The sequence below is a fragment of the Streptomyces sp. NPDC047130 genome, assembly GCF_040643475.1.
Classification (GTDB): domain Bacteria; phylum Actinomycetota; class Actinomycetes; order Streptomycetales; family Streptomycetaceae; genus Streptomyces.
Genome location: NZ_JBEYUK010000002.1, coordinates 296,255 through 310,577 on the forward strand (window position 1 = coordinate 296,255; position 14,323 = coordinate 310,577).

The 14,323-nt window shown below is 75.0% G+C and carries 12 protein-coding genes, 1 other RNA gene and 1 pseudogene; 9 read left to right on the forward strand and 5 right to left on the reverse strand.

Going from position 1 to position 14,323, the window contains the following annotated elements; genetic code table 11:
• Positions 1–64 precede the first annotated feature (64 nt).
• Positions 65–679 carry a CGNR zinc finger domain-containing protein gene (locus ABZ836_RS03865; protein ID WP_356131561.1) on the forward strand — a complete coding sequence of 205 codons (615 nt, stop codon included), beginning with the start codon at positions 65–67 and terminating at the stop codon, positions 677–679.
• 64 nt (positions 680–743) lie between these two features.
• Here the strand turns inward: ABZ836_RS03865 and ABZ836_RS03870 are convergent, their stop codons facing one another.
• Positions 744–1,394: a TetR/AcrR family transcriptional regulator gene (locus tag ABZ836_RS03870; protein ID WP_361138945.1), complete on the reverse strand. Its 651-nt coding sequence runs from the start codon at positions 1,392–1,394 to the stop codon at positions 744–746.
• A gap of 188 nt (positions 1,395–1,582) precedes the next feature.
• Between ABZ836_RS03870 and ABZ836_RS03875 the strand changes: the two genes are divergently transcribed.
• Genes ABZ836_RS03875 through ABZ836_RS03885 form a run of 3 tightly spaced genes read left to right on the forward strand, consistent with a single transcriptional unit; the run spans position 1,583 to position 5,372 of the window.
• Positions 1,583–2,983 carry an FAD-dependent oxidoreductase gene (locus ABZ836_RS03875; RefSeq protein ID WP_361138948.1) on the forward strand — a complete coding sequence of 467 codons (1,401 nt, stop codon included), beginning with the start codon at positions 1,583–1,585 and terminating at the stop codon, positions 2,981–2,983.
• Positions 2,980–3,843 carry a universal stress protein gene (locus ABZ836_RS03880; protein ID WP_361138951.1) on the forward strand — a complete coding sequence of 288 codons (864 nt, stop codon included), beginning with the start codon at positions 2,980–2,982 and terminating at the stop codon, positions 3,841–3,843. The genes ABZ836_RS03875 and ABZ836_RS03880 overlap by 4 nt, the downstream gene beginning before the upstream one ends.
• A complete protein-coding gene (locus ABZ836_RS03885) occupies positions 3,840–5,372 on the forward strand; it encodes an APC family permease (protein ID WP_361138954.1) in 1,533 nt (510 codons plus the stop codon). The genes ABZ836_RS03880 and ABZ836_RS03885 overlap by 4 nt, the downstream gene beginning before the upstream one ends.
• 163 nt (positions 5,373–5,535) lie before the next feature.
• Here ABZ836_RS03885 and rnpB read toward each other — a convergent pair.
• An RNA gene (gene rnpB, locus ABZ836_RS03890) (RNase P RNA component class A) lies at positions 5,536–5,936 on the reverse strand.
• Between the two features lie 157 nt (positions 5,937–6,093).
• On the opposite strand from rnpB, the gene yaaA reads away from it, so the two are divergent.
• Together yaaA and ABZ836_RS03900 are read left to right on the forward strand one after the other, a co-directional pair.
• Entirely contained in the window at positions 6,094–6,894 is an 801-nt protein-coding gene (gene yaaA / locus ABZ836_RS03895; RefSeq protein ID WP_361138957.1) for a peroxide stress protein YaaA, read from the forward strand.
• A 129-nt stretch (positions 6,895–7,023) separates the two neighbouring features.
• Positions 7,024–7,383 (forward strand): isomerase, encoded by a 360-nt coding sequence (locus ABZ836_RS03900; RefSeq protein ID WP_361138960.1) that lies wholly within the window; start codon positions 7,024–7,026, stop codon positions 7,381–7,383.
• 35 nt (positions 7,384–7,418) lie between these two features.
• Here the strand turns inward: ABZ836_RS03900 and ABZ836_RS03905 are convergent, their stop codons facing one another.
• The 3 genes from ABZ836_RS03905 to ABZ836_RS03915 are packed head-to-tail and all read right to left on the reverse strand — an operon-like array spanning position 7,419 to position 10,532.
• Positions 7,419–8,885 carry a bifunctional RNase H/acid phosphatase gene (locus ABZ836_RS03905; RefSeq protein WP_361138963.1) on the reverse strand — a complete coding sequence of 489 codons (1,467 nt, stop codon included), beginning with the start codon at positions 8,883–8,885 and terminating at the stop codon, positions 7,419–7,421.
• 41 nt (positions 8,886–8,926) lie between these two features.
• Entirely contained in the window at positions 8,927–9,670 is a 744-nt protein-coding gene (locus tag ABZ836_RS03910; protein WP_356131564.1) for a C4-type zinc ribbon domain-containing protein, read from the reverse strand.
• A 22-nt stretch (positions 9,671–9,692) separates the two neighbouring features.
• Positions 9,693–10,532 carry a Nif3-like dinuclear metal center hexameric protein gene (locus ABZ836_RS03915; protein WP_361138966.1) on the reverse strand — a complete coding sequence of 280 codons (840 nt, stop codon included), beginning with the start codon at positions 10,530–10,532 and terminating at the stop codon, positions 9,693–9,695.
• Positions 10,533–11,511: 979 nt separating this feature from the next.
• Here ABZ836_RS03915 and ABZ836_RS03920 point away from each other — a divergent pair.
• The 3 genes and pseudogenes from ABZ836_RS03920 (at position 11,512) to ABZ836_RS03930 (ending at position 14,289) form a co-directional block, all read left to right on the forward strand.
• Positions 11,512–12,603: a hypothetical protein gene (locus ABZ836_RS03920; protein WP_361139347.1), complete on the forward strand. Its 1,092-nt coding sequence runs from the start codon at positions 11,512–11,514 to the stop codon at positions 12,601–12,603.
• Between the two features lie 478 nt (positions 12,604–13,081).
• Positions 13,082–13,504 (forward strand): annotated as a pseudogene (locus ABZ836_RS03925) (response regulator); the annotation flags it as partial.
• Between the two features lie 128 nt (positions 13,505–13,632).
• Positions 13,633–14,289: a class I SAM-dependent methyltransferase gene (locus ABZ836_RS03930; protein ID WP_361138969.1), complete on the forward strand. Its 657-nt coding sequence runs from the start codon at positions 13,633–13,635 to the stop codon at positions 14,287–14,289.
• The last annotated feature ends 34 nt before the right edge of the window (positions 14,290–14,323 follow it).

Here is a 14,323-nt window from a genome sequence, read left to right on the forward strand (position 1 = left end):
AACCGGGGACGGGCGCGGGGACGGGGACGTCCGGGCGGCGGGTACGGACGCCGACCCCCGCCCGCTGACCGGGGAACCCCTGGCGGTGGACCTGCTCAACACCCGCTGGATCGACGCCGACGGGCCTCACGACCTGCTGGACACCCTCGCCGGAACCGCGGTGTGGCTGTCCGGCGTCCGCACCCACCGCCTCCTCGCGACCGCCACCGCCGCGAACACCGGCGCGGACACCGCCACCGCCACCGCCACCGTCGTGCGCACCGGCGCGGTCGCCGGAGCCGCCTTCGAGCCGGACGGGACCACCCGCGCCCGGCTCCTGACCGCCCGCGCGGCCCTTGACCTGGCGGTGGCCGACCCCGAGCACCCCTCCCCCGAGGCGGTCGAGGCCCTCAACGCCGTCCTGGCGCACGGCCGGCTGCGCCCGTCACTCACCCCGTCCGGCCCGGACACCTCGGTCGAGGTGGACGAGGCGTCCTGGCTGCCCGCCTGGGCCGCCGCCGCCGACTGGCTGGACCTGCTGGCCGCGCGCCCCGACCGCATCAGGGCGTGCGCCAACCCGGCGTGCGTGCTGCACTTCTTCGACGTCTCGAAGAACGGCACCCGCCGCTGGTGCTCCATGGCCGGCTGCGGCAACCGCGCCAAGGCCCAGCGCCACTACGCCCGCAGCCGGCAGGACTGACGCCCGGCGGGGGAGGCACACCGAGGCCCGGCCCCGCGCAGCCGGGCCCGGACGCCGGCCCGGCTCAGCCCTGGAAGGCCCTCCACCGGTCGCGCAGGCCGGCCAGCACCGTGGCGAGCCCGAGGTCGAAGGCCGCCCTGGCGGCGTCCCTGCCCACCCGGGCGCCCACCACCTCCGCCAGCACGGGCGCCTGGCCGCCCGGGACGTCGAAGATGTCGTCGGGCGCGGCCGCGTCCAGGGCCGACCCGAGGACGAAGGACTCCACGGCCACGACGACGTCCATGATCTGGTCGTCGGGCCACCCGCCGTCGCGCAGCCCCGCGGCGACCTTCTCGTACATCGCGACGGTGTGCGGGGAGCCCGCGATGGGCGTGACGGCGATCACCGGGACGAGCAGCGAATGGCGCGCGTACGCCTCGCGGTAGGAGTGCGCCCACGCCTCCAGCGCCGCGTCCCAGGGCCGGGCGCCGAAGCCGGAGCAGTCGATCTCCCGGTTGACGTGGTCCTGGAGCCACAGCAGCAGCTGGCGCTTGGAGGTCACGTGGTTGTAGAGGGCGGACGGGGCCACCCCCAGCCGCCGCGCCAGCGCCGCCATCGTCAGCGCCTCGTAACCGCGGACGCCGATCAGCTCCACCGCCGCCCGGGTGATCTTCTCCTGCGAGAGCAGTGGCGTCGTGGGGCGCCCGCGGCGTCGCGGCTGTTCGGCGGCAGTCACCGTGCAACGATCTCATGAGGCCGTTCCGGTGATCCTTCCGGATTCGGCGCCGATCCCCTTGCTCCCGCTTCGCCCCGTCTGCGGCGTTGTTCGTTCGGTCGGTGGACTCTTTGCCCGGGGCTATTGACGGGACGCCCGGGACCCAGGCTAAATGAGCGGCATTCATATTGCCGTCCGGAAGAAGCGCCATGCACACCCCCCAGCCCACCCCCCTCACCCTCGAGCGCGATGTCGTCGTGGTCGGCGCCGGACCGGCCGGCCTGATGGCCGCCCGCCGCCTCTCCGAGGCCGGTCTCGACGTCGCCGTACTGGAAGCCCGTGACCGGGTCGGCGGGCGCACGTGGAGCGACACCGTGGACGGCGCCTGGCTGGAGATCGGCGGGCAGTGGGTCTCGCCCGACCAGAGCGAACTGCTCGGCCTGCTCGACGAGCTCGGCCTCTCGACCTACCCCCGTTACCGGGACGGCGACTCGGTGTACATCGCCCCGGACGGCACCCGCACCCGGTACACCGGGGACCGCTTCCCGGTCGGCGACCGGACCGCCGGCGAGATGGAGCGGCTGATCGAGATCCTCGACGGGCTCGCCGCCGAGATCGGCCCCTCCGAGCCGTGGGCGCACCCCCGGGCCCGTGAGCTCGACACGATCTCCTTCCACCACTGGCTGCGCGAGCAGTCCGACGACGAGGAGGCCTGCCAGAACGTCGGCCTCTTCATCGCCGGCGGCATGCTCACCAAGCCCGCCCACTCCTTCTCCGCCCTGCAGGCGGTCCTGATGGCGGCGTCCGCGGGCTCCTTCTCCCACCTGGTCGACGAGGACTTCATCCTCGACCGGCGGGTGGTCGGCGGCATGCAGTCGGTCAGCCGGTCGATGGCCGCCGCGCTCGGGGACGACGTGCACCTGTCCACCCCGGTGCGGACGATCCGCCGGGACGAGGCGGGCGTCACCGTGATCTCCGACCGCGTCACCGTGCGGGCCAAGAAGGTGATCATGGCGGTGCCGCCGAACCTGTACAGCCGGGTCTCCTACGAGCCGCCGCTGCCGCGCCGCCAGCACCAGCTCCACCAGCACTTCTCGCTCGGCCTGGTGATCAAGGTGCACGCGGTCTACGAGACGCCCTTCTGGCGCGAGGACGGCCTCTCCGGCACCGGGTTCGGCGCCGGCCGGCTGGTCCAGGAGGTGTACGACAACACCAACCACGGCGACACCCGCGGCACCCTGGTCGCCTTCGTCGCCGAGGAGAGGGCCGACGCCGCCTTCGCGCTGCCCGCCGAGGAACGCCGCCGCCGGATCCTCGAGTCCATCGCCTCCTACCTCGGCGACCGGGCGCTCGAGCCGGTCGTCTACTACGAGTCCGACTGGGGCAGCGAGGAGTGGACCCGCGGCGCCTACGCCGCCAGCTTCGACCTCGGCGGCCTCACCCGGTACGGCGCCGACCAGCGCACCCCGGTCGGCCCGATCCACTGGGCCTGCTCCGACCTGGCCGCCGAGGGCTACCAGCACGTCGAGGGCGCGCTGCGGATGGGCCGGATCACCGCGGAGGACATCATCGGCGAGCTCGCCGGCACCGCCGCCGTGGAGGCGCCGTGAGCGCCCCGCACACCCCGCATTACGTCGTCGCCTACGGGGGCGACGAGCGGAGCAAGGTGGCCCTGCGGCTGGGCGCGGACCTCGCCCGCTCCCTGGGCGCGGTCCTCGACATCGTGCTGGTGGTCCGGTCCGACGCCCCGTTCGGCGCGGTCTACCCTCCCGCCCCGGACTTCGAGTCGCTGGTCGAGCGCCAGGCCCGGCAGTGGCTCGAGGAGGCGCGGGCCTCCGTCCCGTCCGAGGTGCCGGTCGAGACCCACGTCCGCCGGCACCGTTCGATCGCCCAGGGCATCCTGGAGGCCGCCGCCGACCTCGACGCCCGCCTGATCGTGGTCGGCACGGCGTCCGGGGGCGGCCCCGGCTTCACCGTCGGGCCGGTCGCCACTCAGCTCCTGCACGCCTCACCGGTCCCGGTCGCCCTGGTGCCCCGCCGCTACACGTCGCACGGCCTGCTGGAGCGGATCTACTGCGCCGTCGGCACCCGGCCCGGGGCGCAGCAGGTGGTGCGGGAGTCCGTGGAGGCCGCCCGGCGCACCGGCCTCGACCTGCACCTCGTCTCGCTCCTGGAGCTGGACGAGCACCAGGGCGCGGAGGAGCCGGCCCGGCAGCGCGCCACGGAACTGATCGTCACCGCCGCGCAGGACGTCCCCGACGGCCGGGCCGCCGTGGAGATCGGGCAGGGCCGGACCATGCAGCAGGCCGTCGAGTCGATCGACTGGGAGCCGCGCAGCATCCTGCTGATCGGCTCCTCCCGCCTCGCCCCGCGCCGACGCACCTTCCTCGGCACCACCGCAGCCAGAATCCTCCGGCACCTGCCCATTCCGATGGTGGTCGTGCCACACATGGACGGAGAACCATCATGACCACTCCCGTTGCGGGCGCGACGACCTCCGGCGAGAACGACAGCGGCGGCAAAGGCCTGGCCAAAGGCCGCGTCGGCCTGCTGGGCGCGGTCGTCATCGGGGTCTCCTGCATCGCGCCGGCCTACACCCTCTCGGGCGCCCTGGGCCCGTCCGCCGCCGTGGTGGGCGAGCAGCTTCCTGCGATCTTCCTCGTGGGCTTCATACCCATGCTGCTGGTCGCCGTCGGGTACCGGGAACTGAACCGGGCGATGCCGGACGCCGGCACCACCTTCACCTGGGCGTCCCGGGCCTTCGGGCCGTGGGTGGGCTGGATGGGCAGCTGGGGCCTGCTGGCCGCCACCATCCTGGTGCTGTCCAACCTGGCGGGCATCGCGGTCGACTTCTTCTACCTGCTCCTCGCCCAGATCACGGGTGACGACGCGCTGGCCGACCTCACCCGCAACGTCCCGGTCAACGTGGCCACCTGTCTGGTGTTCATGGCGCTGGCCTGCTGGATCTCCTACCGGGGGCTCGAGGCCACCAAGGCCGTCCAGTACGTCCTGGTGACCTTCCAGGTCGTCGTCCTCGTCTGGTTCTCCGCCGCCGCCTTCGGCCACGTCGTCGACGGGACCGCCTTCGACGCCTCCGCGATCAGCCCGGAGTGGTTCAACCCCTTCGCGGTCGACTCCTTCTCCTCCTTCGCCGCGGGCATCTCCCTCTCCGTCTTCATCTACTGGGGCTGGGACGTCGTCCTGACCATCAACGAGGAGACCAAGGGCTCGGCCACCACGCCGGGACGCGCGGCCCTGACCACGATCCTGGTGATCGTCGCCCTCTACATGGCGGTGGCCCTGGGCGTGCTCAGCTACGCGGGCGTCACCGACGGCGCGCACGGACTCGGCAACGAGGACATCCAGGAGAACGTCTTCGCGGCCCTCGCCGGCCCGGTGATGGGACCGATGGCGATCCTGATGTCCCTCGCCGTGCTCTCCTCCTCGACGGCGTCCCTGCAGTCGACCTTCGTCTCGCCCGCCCGCACCATGCTCGCCATGGGCCACTACGGCGCCCTGCCGCCGTCCTACGCCCGGATCACCCCGCGGTTCCAGTCCCCCGGGTACGCGACGGTCGCCGCCGCGCTGGTGGCCTCGGCCTTCTACGCCGTCATGCGGATCCTCTCCGAGGACGTCCTGTGGGACACCATCACCGCGCTCGGCATGATGGTCTGCTTCTACTACGGCATCACCGCGCTCGCCTGTGTCTGGTACTTCCGCAAGGAGCTCCGTCGCGGGATCCGGCCCTTCCTGATGAAGGGCCTGCTGCCCGGCCTCGGCGGCGTCCTGCTCCTGATCTTCTTCGTCCAGACCTGCTACGACTCGATGGACCCGTCCTACGGCTCCGGGTCGCAGATCGGCGGCGTGGGCCTGGTCTTCATCCTCGGCGTCACCGTGCTGCTGCTGGGCGCCGCCGTGATGATCGTCCAGCGGATCCGCCGCCCCGAGTTCTTCCGCGGCGAAACCCTCCCCCGCACGGACTCCACCACCTCCGCCTGACCCGGCGGGGCGGCCGCACCCTCACGGGAGCTGAGGCTCCGGCCGGCAGCGGCGGGAAGGCTTGGGTCCCACCGCAGGGTCAGCGTGCCAGAGAGCATGCTGACGACTCCGACCGCATGCGAACGGCCCCGATCCGGGATTCCCCAGGTCAGGGCCGTGAAGACAGACGAGTCGGGCTGTACGCCGGGTTCTGTTCCCCGGGGTCCTCGCGGACCTCGGGGCGACGGCCATCCATCTAGGACCGGTGTTGCCACCGGCCTCCAGCGGTCTACCCGCGGACATCGGGCGGGCCGCCCTCGATCGTCCGCGCAGGGGTACCGCAGTACCCCCTCTTGACCTTGCTCCAGGTGGGGTTTACCTAGCTGCCCAGGTCACCCTGGGCACTGGTGGTCTCTTACACCACCGTTTCACCCTTACCGAGGACCGAGGTCCCCGGCGGTCTGCTTTCTGTGGCACTGTCCCGCGGGTCACCCCGGGTGGCCGTTGGCCACCACCCTGCCCTGTGGAGCCCGGACGTTCCTCGGGAGCGCCCTGAGGCACTCACGCGGCCGCCCGCCCGGCTCGTCTGCCGTGGGGACCATGCTACCGGGCGCGGGGTCCGCCGCCGACCGGGCCGGTCCGGCGGTCCCCCGGCGGGGGCGGGGTGGTCTCCCCGGTGGGCCGGGCGGGCTTCCGGCGCGTCGTAGGCTGGCGGGGTCCCCTGAACCCGAAGGAGTTCCCCGTGCTCGTCCTGCTGCCCCCGTCCGAAGGCAAGGCGCCGTCCGGTGACGGCGCCCCGGTGCGGCTGGAGTCGTTGTCGCTGCCCGGGCTGACCGGGGCGCGGCGCGCGGTGCTGGAGGAGCTGGTGGAGCTCTGTTCCGGCGACGAGGAGAAGGCGCGGGAGGTTCTCGGGCTGAGCGAGGGCCTGCGCGGGGAGGTCGCCAAGAACGCCGGGCTGCCGACGGCGGGGGCGCGGCCGGCCGGGGAGATCTACACGGGGGTGCTGTACGACGCGCTGGGGCTGGGGACCCTCGACGGGGCGGCCCGGGAGCGGGCCGGACGGCAGCTGCTGGTCTTCTCGGGGCTGTGGGGCGCGGTCTCGGTGGCCGACGCGATCCCCTCGTACCGCTGCTCGATGGGCGTGAAGCTGCCGGGCACGGGCGCGCTGGCCGCGCACTGGCGGGGGCCGATGGCCGAGGTGATGCCCGAGGCGGCCGGTGACGGGCTGGTGCTGGACCTGCGGTCCTCGGCGTACGCGGCGGCCTGGAAGCCGAAGGGCGAGGTCGCGGGACGGACGGCGACGGTGCGGGTGCTGCACGCGCAGATGGTGGACGGCGTGGAGAAGCGCTCGGTGGTGAGCCACTTCAACAAGGCCACCAAGGGACGGATCGTGCGCGCCCTGCTGAGCGGGGGCGCGGACCCCAAGGACCCGGCGGAGCTGGTGGAGGCGCTGCGGGACCTCGGGCACACGGTGGAGGCGGAGCCTCCGGCGAAGGCGGGCCGGCCGTGGGCGCTGGACGTCGTGGTGCGGGAGATCCACTAGTTCCACTGGTTCCGCCGGTTCCGCCGGTTCCGCTGGTTCCGCGACGGTTTTCCACAGGGCCCCCGCCGGGCACGGCGGATGCGGGAGGATGCCGCGACAGCAGAATTCCGACCTGGCAGGGAGCATCCGATGCCGCACATCACCGTCGACCACTCCGCTTCGCTGACCGCGTCCTTCGACCGTCCCGGTTTCGCCCGCGCACTGCACCCGCTGCTGACGGAGGTCGCCGGGGCGGCCGTCGGCGACTGCAAGACCCGGTTCCGGAGCGTCGACGAGACGTTCGTGGGCGACGGGGACCCCGGGCACGCGGTGATACACGTCGAGGTCGCTCTCAAGCGGGGGCGGACCGAGGAGGTCAAGGCGGAGGTGGCGCAGGCCGTGCTCACCCTGCTGCGCAAGCACGTGGGGACCGGGCCCGACGTGACGGCGCACGCGAGCGTCGAGGTCCGCGACCTCGAGGACGCGTACCGCAAGCACGTCGGGGCGTAGACGTCCGGGCCCGTCCGGCGGGCGGGCCCGCTTCCCTAGCGCAGGTGGGAGGTGTCGTTGAAGAGGCGGAGGCTGGCGTTGCCGTCGGCGTAGTGGGCGACGGCGGAGATCGAGGCCGCGGAGAGTTCCATCCGGAACAGGGCCTCCGACGGGGCACCCAGGGCCAGACGGACGATGGTCTTGATGGGGGTCACGTGGGTGACCAGCAGGACCGTGCGCCCCGCGTAGGCGGCGATCAGCCGGTCGCGGGCCTCCTCGACACGGGCGGCGGTGGCCTGGAAGCTCTCGCCGCCGCCGGTGGGGCGGGCGTCGGGGGAGGCCAGCCAGGCGTCGAGGTCGTCGGGGTGGCGCTCCATGACCTCGCCGAAGGTGAGCCCCTCCCAGGCGCCGAAGTCGGTCTCCCGCAGGCCCTCGTCGATCGCGACGGGGAGTCCGAGGCGGTCGGCGACGACGGCGGCGGTCTCCCGGGTGCGGGCCAGCGGGGAGCTGACGATCGCCTGCACGGTGCCGCGGGCGGCGAGGAGAGCGGCGGCGCGGCGGGCCTGCTCCCGGCCGATCCCGGAGAGCGACGGGTCACTGCCGCCGCTGCCCGAGAAGCGCTTCTGCGGGGTCAGCGGGGTCTCGCCGTGGCGGAGCAGTACCAGGGTGGCGGGGGCGCCGAGGTCGGGTGCCGACCAGCCCTGTCGCTGGCGCGCAGCGGGCGCCGCGGCCACGTTCGCGGCGGCGCGCGCGTCGGCCTGCCTCTTCCCCACCGCCACCGTCCGCGACGGCCCGTCCCCCACCGGGGCGTGCTCCGGCGACGCCTTCCCCGCGGACGCGGCCTCGGCCTCGGCGGGCGCGGCGGGCGCGGCCTTCTCGGGCACAGTCTCGGCGGACGCAGCTCCCGCAGCCGCGGCCCTCGTCGGGGCAGCCTCCGCAGGCGCGGGCTCCGTGGACGCGGGCTCCGTGGACGCGGGCCCCGTGGACGCGGCCTCCGCAGGCGCGGCCTCCGCGGGCGCGGGCTCCGCGGGCGCGGGCTCCGTGGACGCGGACTCCGCGAGGGACCGGGCCGTGGGGGCGGGGCGCCCCGACGGCATCCACGCCTCGCCGCGCGCCCCCGCGTCCATCGCCTCGTTGGCGAGCCGGTCCGCGTGCTTGTTCTCCTTGCGCGGGATCCACTCGTAGGTGACGCGTTCCGGCGGGAGCAGCCGGCGGGCCTCCTCGGCGAGCGGGGCGAGGCCGGGGTGCTTGATCTTCCAGCGGCCGGACATCTGCTCGACGACCAGCTTGGAGTCCATCCGCACCCGCACCGACACCTCGCCGTCCCCGGCGAGTTCACGCACCGCGCGCAGGCCGGCCAGCAGACCGCTGTACTCGGCCACGTTGTTGGTGGTGACGCCCAGGTACTCCGCGGCCTCGACCAGGACCTTGCCGGTGGCCGCGTCGGCGACCACCGCGCCGTAGCCGGCGGGCCCGGGGTTGCCCCGTGACCCGCCGTCGGCCTCGATCACGAACTCCCGCACCGGCGGCGCCCCTTCGTGTTCCTGCCGTTCCCTGCCGTTCCCTACAGTCCGGACTCGGAGGTGCGGACCAGGATGCGGCGGCAGTTCTCGCAGCGCACGACCGCGTCCGGGGCCGCGGCGCGGACCTCGTTGACCTCGGTGATGTTGAGCTCGAGCTGGCAGCCCTCGCAGCGGCGCTGGTAGAGGCGCGCGGCGCCGACCCCGCCCTGCTGCTCGCGCAGCTTCTCGTACAGCTTGAGGAGGTCCGCCGGGACAGAGGCGGAGACGACCTGGCGCTCCTTGGTGACGGAGGCGGCCTCGCCGTCGAGTTCCTGGGTGGCGGCGTCACGGCGGGCCGTGGCGTCGTCCAGCTTGGCCTGCACGGAGGCGACGCGCTCGTTCAGCTCCGCGACGCGGGCCTGGGCGGACTCCCGGCGCTCCATCACCTCGAGGACGACGTCCTCCAGGTCTCCCTGGCGCTTGGCCAGCGAGGTGATCTCGCGCTGCAGGTTCTCCAGGTCCTTCGGGGAGGAGACGGCGCCGGAGTCGAGGCGCTGCTGGTCCCGCGCGGCGCGCTTGCGGACCTGGTCGACGTCCTGCTCGGCCTTGGTCTGCTCCCGTGCGCAGTCGCCCTCCTCGGTCTGCGCGGCCACCAGCAGGTCGCGCAGCTGGGTGAGGTCCTTGGTCAGCGACTCGATCTCGGCGTGCTCGGGCAGCGAGCGGCGCTTGTGGGCGAGCTGCTGGAGGCGGATGTCCAGGGCCTGGACGTCGAGGAGACGGATCTGGTCGGCGGGCGCGGCGTTCAGTTGGGGGCTCCTGGGAGTGAGGTCAGTGGGTGGGGTGGGTGGACGCCGCGTGGGCGGTCCAGGGGTCGGTGACCGTCGCGGACACGTGGACCCGGAGGTTCCAGCCGTGCCGCTCGGAGATCTCCTCCAGCTGGGCGGCGGCCAGCCGGCACCAGGGCCACTCGGTGGCCCAGTGCGCCGCGTCGAGCAGCGCGAGGGGGCTGTGCGCGCGGGCCTCGCTCACCGGGTGGTGGCGTAGGTCCGCGGTGAGGAACGCGTCGACGCCCGCGGCGCGGACGGCGTCGAAGAGGCTGTCGCCGGAGCCGCCGCTGACGGCGACGGTGCGGATCGGGGCGTCGGGGTCGCCGGCCACCCGGACGCCCTGCGCGGTGGCGGGCAGCGCCGCGGCGGCGCGGGCGGCGAACTCCCGCAGCGGGACGGGGGCGTCGAGTTCGCAGACGCGGCCGAGGCCCCGCCGGCCGGCCGGGTCGTCACGGTCCGGGACCAGGGGGCGCAGCACGCGCAGCCCCAGGGTGCCGGCGAGGGCGTCGGAGACGCCGGGGTCGGCCCGGTCGGCGTTGGTGTGCGCCACGTGCAGGGCGACGTCGTTCCTGATCAGGTCGTGCACCACGCGGCCCTTGAAGGTGGACGCCGCGACGGTCGTCGTCCCGCGCAGGTAGAGCGGGTGGTGGGTGACCAGCAGTCCGGCGCCGAGCTTCACGGCCTCGTCGACGATCTCCTGGACCGGGTCGACCGCGAAGAGGACGCGGGTGACCTCCTGGTCCGGGTCGCCCACGACGGTGCCGACGGCGTCCCAGGACTCGGCGCGCTCGGCGGGCCAGAGGTTCTCCAGGGCGGCGGTGACTTCAGACAGACGGGGCACGGGGGCAAGGCTACCTGGCCGGGGGCAGGCCCGGACCCACCGGCGGGGGCCCAGCACATGGGCGGCCCGCGGGGCGGTGGAACGCCGGGACGGCCACACGTACGGGTGAAGCGGGGGCAGGGGGCTCATCCGGGCGCGCACCCGAACCTAGGTTTCGTCACAGGAGGTGACCGAGGATGACAGCCTGTGCTTCTCCCAGGCTTTCCCCTGAGGTCGGACCGAGGTTTCGGGAGACGACGTGACCATGAGTACGGAGACGGATGCGGCGGTCCTGATGCCGGAACCGAAGGAGGCCGAGGCGGTGGACGCCGCGGCGGCCGACGCTGGGGCGGCCCCGGCAGCGGCGCCGCCGTACGTCCTCGCGGTGGCCCCGGCGGCGCCGGGCGCGGCCAGCCCGGGGGTGGCGCCGCCGCCGCGGGGCACGCAGGCGGTCCGGACCCTGACCGTTCCCCTGGCGGGCGCCGCCGGGCCGACGGCCGCCGGGGCTCCCGCGGGTCCGTCGGCCGGTGCCGCCGTCCGGCCGCCGCGGAACGCCCGCGGCGTGCGGCCCGTCCGGCTGCGGCCGGACGCCGGGGAGGCCCGGCAGCCCGCCGCGGCAGCGGCTGCGACCGCGGGTCCCGACACGGGCCGGGGCGCGGGTCCGGCCGCGGGTCAGCCGGCGGGCCGGCCCGCGAGCCAGGCCGCGGGTCCGGGTACGCACGTGCCCGCCGCCCCGCCGGGGGCTGCCACCCCGCCGGGAGCTGCCGCATCGGCGGGAGCTGCCACGCCTGCGGCCGGGGAGCCGGACGGTTCAGACGCCGGCGCCCGTGCCGGTACCGGTATCGGCACGACGACGACGGCCGCCGCCGCTCCGAGTCCGCAGGGCGTGCGCGGGGTGCGGCCGGTGGTGCTGAAGGGGGTCCGGGAGACACCCGTCGGGGAAACGTCTCCCCACCCGGCGTCCCGCTGGGTGCGGCAGACGGCGCCGCCGCGGCCGCCGGTGGCGTACGTGCCGCCGCCCGCGCCGGAGTGCCTGGTGACCCGGGACGGGACGTACGCCGCGCGGCTGACGCTCGCGGCGGACGGCGCGTCGTGGCTGCCCGAGCGGTGGGCGCTCGGCGGCCCGGAGCCGTACGTCGTGCCGCTGCCGGGCAACCAGCCGGAGGAGCCGGACGCCGAGGTCCAGCCGCTGAGCGACGGCCGGGTGCTGATCCACCGAAGGGCCGGGGCGCGGCACACCTTCACGTTGCTCTACCCCACCGGTCCCGGCACGGGTGAACTGGCCGTCGGCTCCGTGGAGTGCCCGGACGGCGAGGCGCTGCGGCTGCTGCCGCCCGCCCCCGGCGGGCGCCGGGCGTACGCGGTGGCGGTCAGCCCGGGCGGGTCCACGGCGGTGTGGCTGGTGGCCGGCGGGCCGTGCGGCCCGGAGCACCTGGGCGAGATCCGCGGCCGCTGCTCCGGCGGGGTCTGGCTGGACCGCGAGGGCCGGATGCTGGCCCTCGACCGTGAGCTGGACGGCCGCACCAAGACGGTCGTGGTGGACCTGGAGCGGGGCTGCGAGGTGTCGCCGCTGCTGCAGATCTCGGCGGACAGCGACGACCGCCTGGTGATGGCCGACCCGGACAGCGGGCTGCTGCTGATCCGCTCGGACGCCCCCTCCCCGGGGCGGCACCGGCTGGGCTGGGGCGTCCTGGGGTCGACGCTGCCGGTGCGGTTCCCGGAGGGGCTGCGGCCGGCGGAGTGCGTGATGACGCCGTTCGCGGTGCAGCCGGGTCAGGTGCTGACGCCGGAGGCGTGCGCCGTGGCGTTGCGGGTGGACGGGGTGGGCGGCACGTGGATCGGCCTGTGGCGGCCGTCGGACCGGCGGGTGTGGCACGTGGCGGCGCCGCCGGGGTGGCTGACCGGGGCGGGGGTGTTCGGCAAGGACGGTGTCCTGCGGTTGCCGTACGCCACGCGGGAGGATCCGTGCGGCCTGGCCGCGGTCACCGCGCCGCCCGCCGACCGGCCCGTCGAGGCCGCCCCGGACGCCGCGTCCCCGATCCGGCCGGTCCCCCTCCAGCAGTCCCCGCTCGCCGCCCGCGCGGCGGTCTGAATCCGGGTCCGCCGGACCGCCCGGAAGTGCCGGGCGGGACCCGGGCGTCCCGCCCGGAAGAGCCGCACGATACCGAGCGCCCCGACCAGGAGAGCCGCACGGACCCGGTGTCCCGCCCAGGAAAGCCGGCACACCCCGAGCGCCCCGACCAGGAAAGCCGGACGGACCCGAGCGTCCCACCCAAGAAGGCCGGACGGACCCGAGCGCCCGCCCAAGAAAGCCGGCAAAACTCGAGGGCCTCGCCCAAGAAGGCCGGACGGACCCGAGCGCCCCGCTCAAGAAAGCCGCACAAACCCGACCGCCCCGCCCAGCAAAGCCGCGCGAACCCGAGCGTCCCGCCCAGAAGAGCCGGAGAGGGCCCGGGAGCGTGCCCGGCCCCCGCGGACGGGCGGGAACCGCCCCGTCGGCGGGGTTCACCCGACCGGTGGACGGGGCGGCCTGGCGGGCCTCGGGAACCTACGCTGGGGACGTGAACGAGATGCCGCCCCCGCACCGCCCCACCCGGTCCGTCCGGCTCCTCCTCGCCGAGGACGGCCGCACCGCCCGCGGCGGCCTGGCGCACCTGCTGGAGATGGAGCCCGATCTGAAGGTGGTCGTCCGCGCCGCCTCCGGCGAGGAGGCGGTGCACGCGGCGCTCACCCACCGCCCCGACGTCGCGCTGGTGGACGTCGGCCTGCCCGGGCTCGGCGGTCTCGACCTGGCCGCCGAGCTGACCGCCCAGGCCCCCGACTGCCGGGTGATCGTCCTGGCCACGGCCGGCCGCCCCGAGTACGTGCGCCGCGCGCTGGCGGCCGGCGCGGCCGGGTTCCTCGTCAAGGACGGTCCGGTCGGCGAACTCGCCACCGCGATCCGCCGGGTGCTGACCGGTGAGACGGTGGTGGACCCGGCGCTGGCCGCCGCGCTGCTCCGCGAGGCGGACTGACCGGCCCCTTCACCGCGCACCCCCTCGACCGCCGACGCGTCCCGTACGGCAGCATGGCCGCGCAGCACCCGTACGCGCAGCCCGCCGCACCACCCCGAGGAGAGCCCATGCCCGCGACCGTCGATCCCGCGCCCGAGGTCCTGGCCGCGTTCGAGGCCGCCCAGGGCTTCATGCCCGCGGACGAGGGCCTGGCCCTGTACGCGGCGGCCGTGGAGGCGGGCCGGCTGGGTCTGCCGCTGCTGGAGGTCGGCACCTACTGCGGGCGTTCCACGATCCTGCTCGCGGACGCCGCCCGTCGCGCCGGGGTCACCGCCCTCACCGTGGACCACCACCGCGGCAGCGAGGAGCAGCAGCCGGGCTGGGAGTACCACGACCCGCGGACCGTGGACCCGGAGCTCGGGGTGATGGACACCCTGCCCACCTTCCGCCGCACCCTGCACCGGGCGGGCCTGGAGGACCACGTGGTGGCGCTGGTGGGCCGCTCCCCGCAGGTGGCGGCCGTGTGGGGGTCGCCGCTGGGGCTGGTCTTCGTGGACGGCGGGCACACCGACGAGCACGCGAACGCCGACTACGAGGGCTGGGCGCCGCACGTCGCCGAGGGCGGTCTGCTGGTGATCCACGACGTCTTCCCGGTGAAGCTGGACGAGTTCACCGGGCAGGCCCCGTACCGCGTGTACCTGCGGGCGCTGGGGTCCGGCGCGTTCGCGGAGGTGGCGGCGACCGGCTCGCTGCGGGTGCTGCGGCGGACCGGCGCCGGGATCTGAATCCCCGTACGGACTCTCCCCGTTAGGCTCGCCC

Excerpts from the sequence above, each read along its gene's own strand:
- ABZ836_RS03875 (WP_361138948.1), top strand. The coding sequence starts at position 1,583 with ATGCACACCCCCCAGCCCACCCCCCTCACCCTCGAGCGCGATGTCGTC.
- ABZ836_RS03900 (WP_361138960.1), top strand. The coding sequence starts at position 7,024 with ATGCCGCACATCACCGTCGACCACTCCGCTTCGCTGACCGCGTCCTTC.
- ABZ836_RS03885 (WP_361138954.1), top strand. The coding sequence starts at position 3,840 with ATGACCACTCCCGTTGCGGGCGCGACGACCTCCGGCGAGAACGACAGC.
- ABZ836_RS03930 (WP_361138969.1), top strand. The coding sequence starts at position 13,633 with ATGCCCGCGACCGTCGATCCCGCGCCCGAGGTCCTGGCCGCGTTCGAG.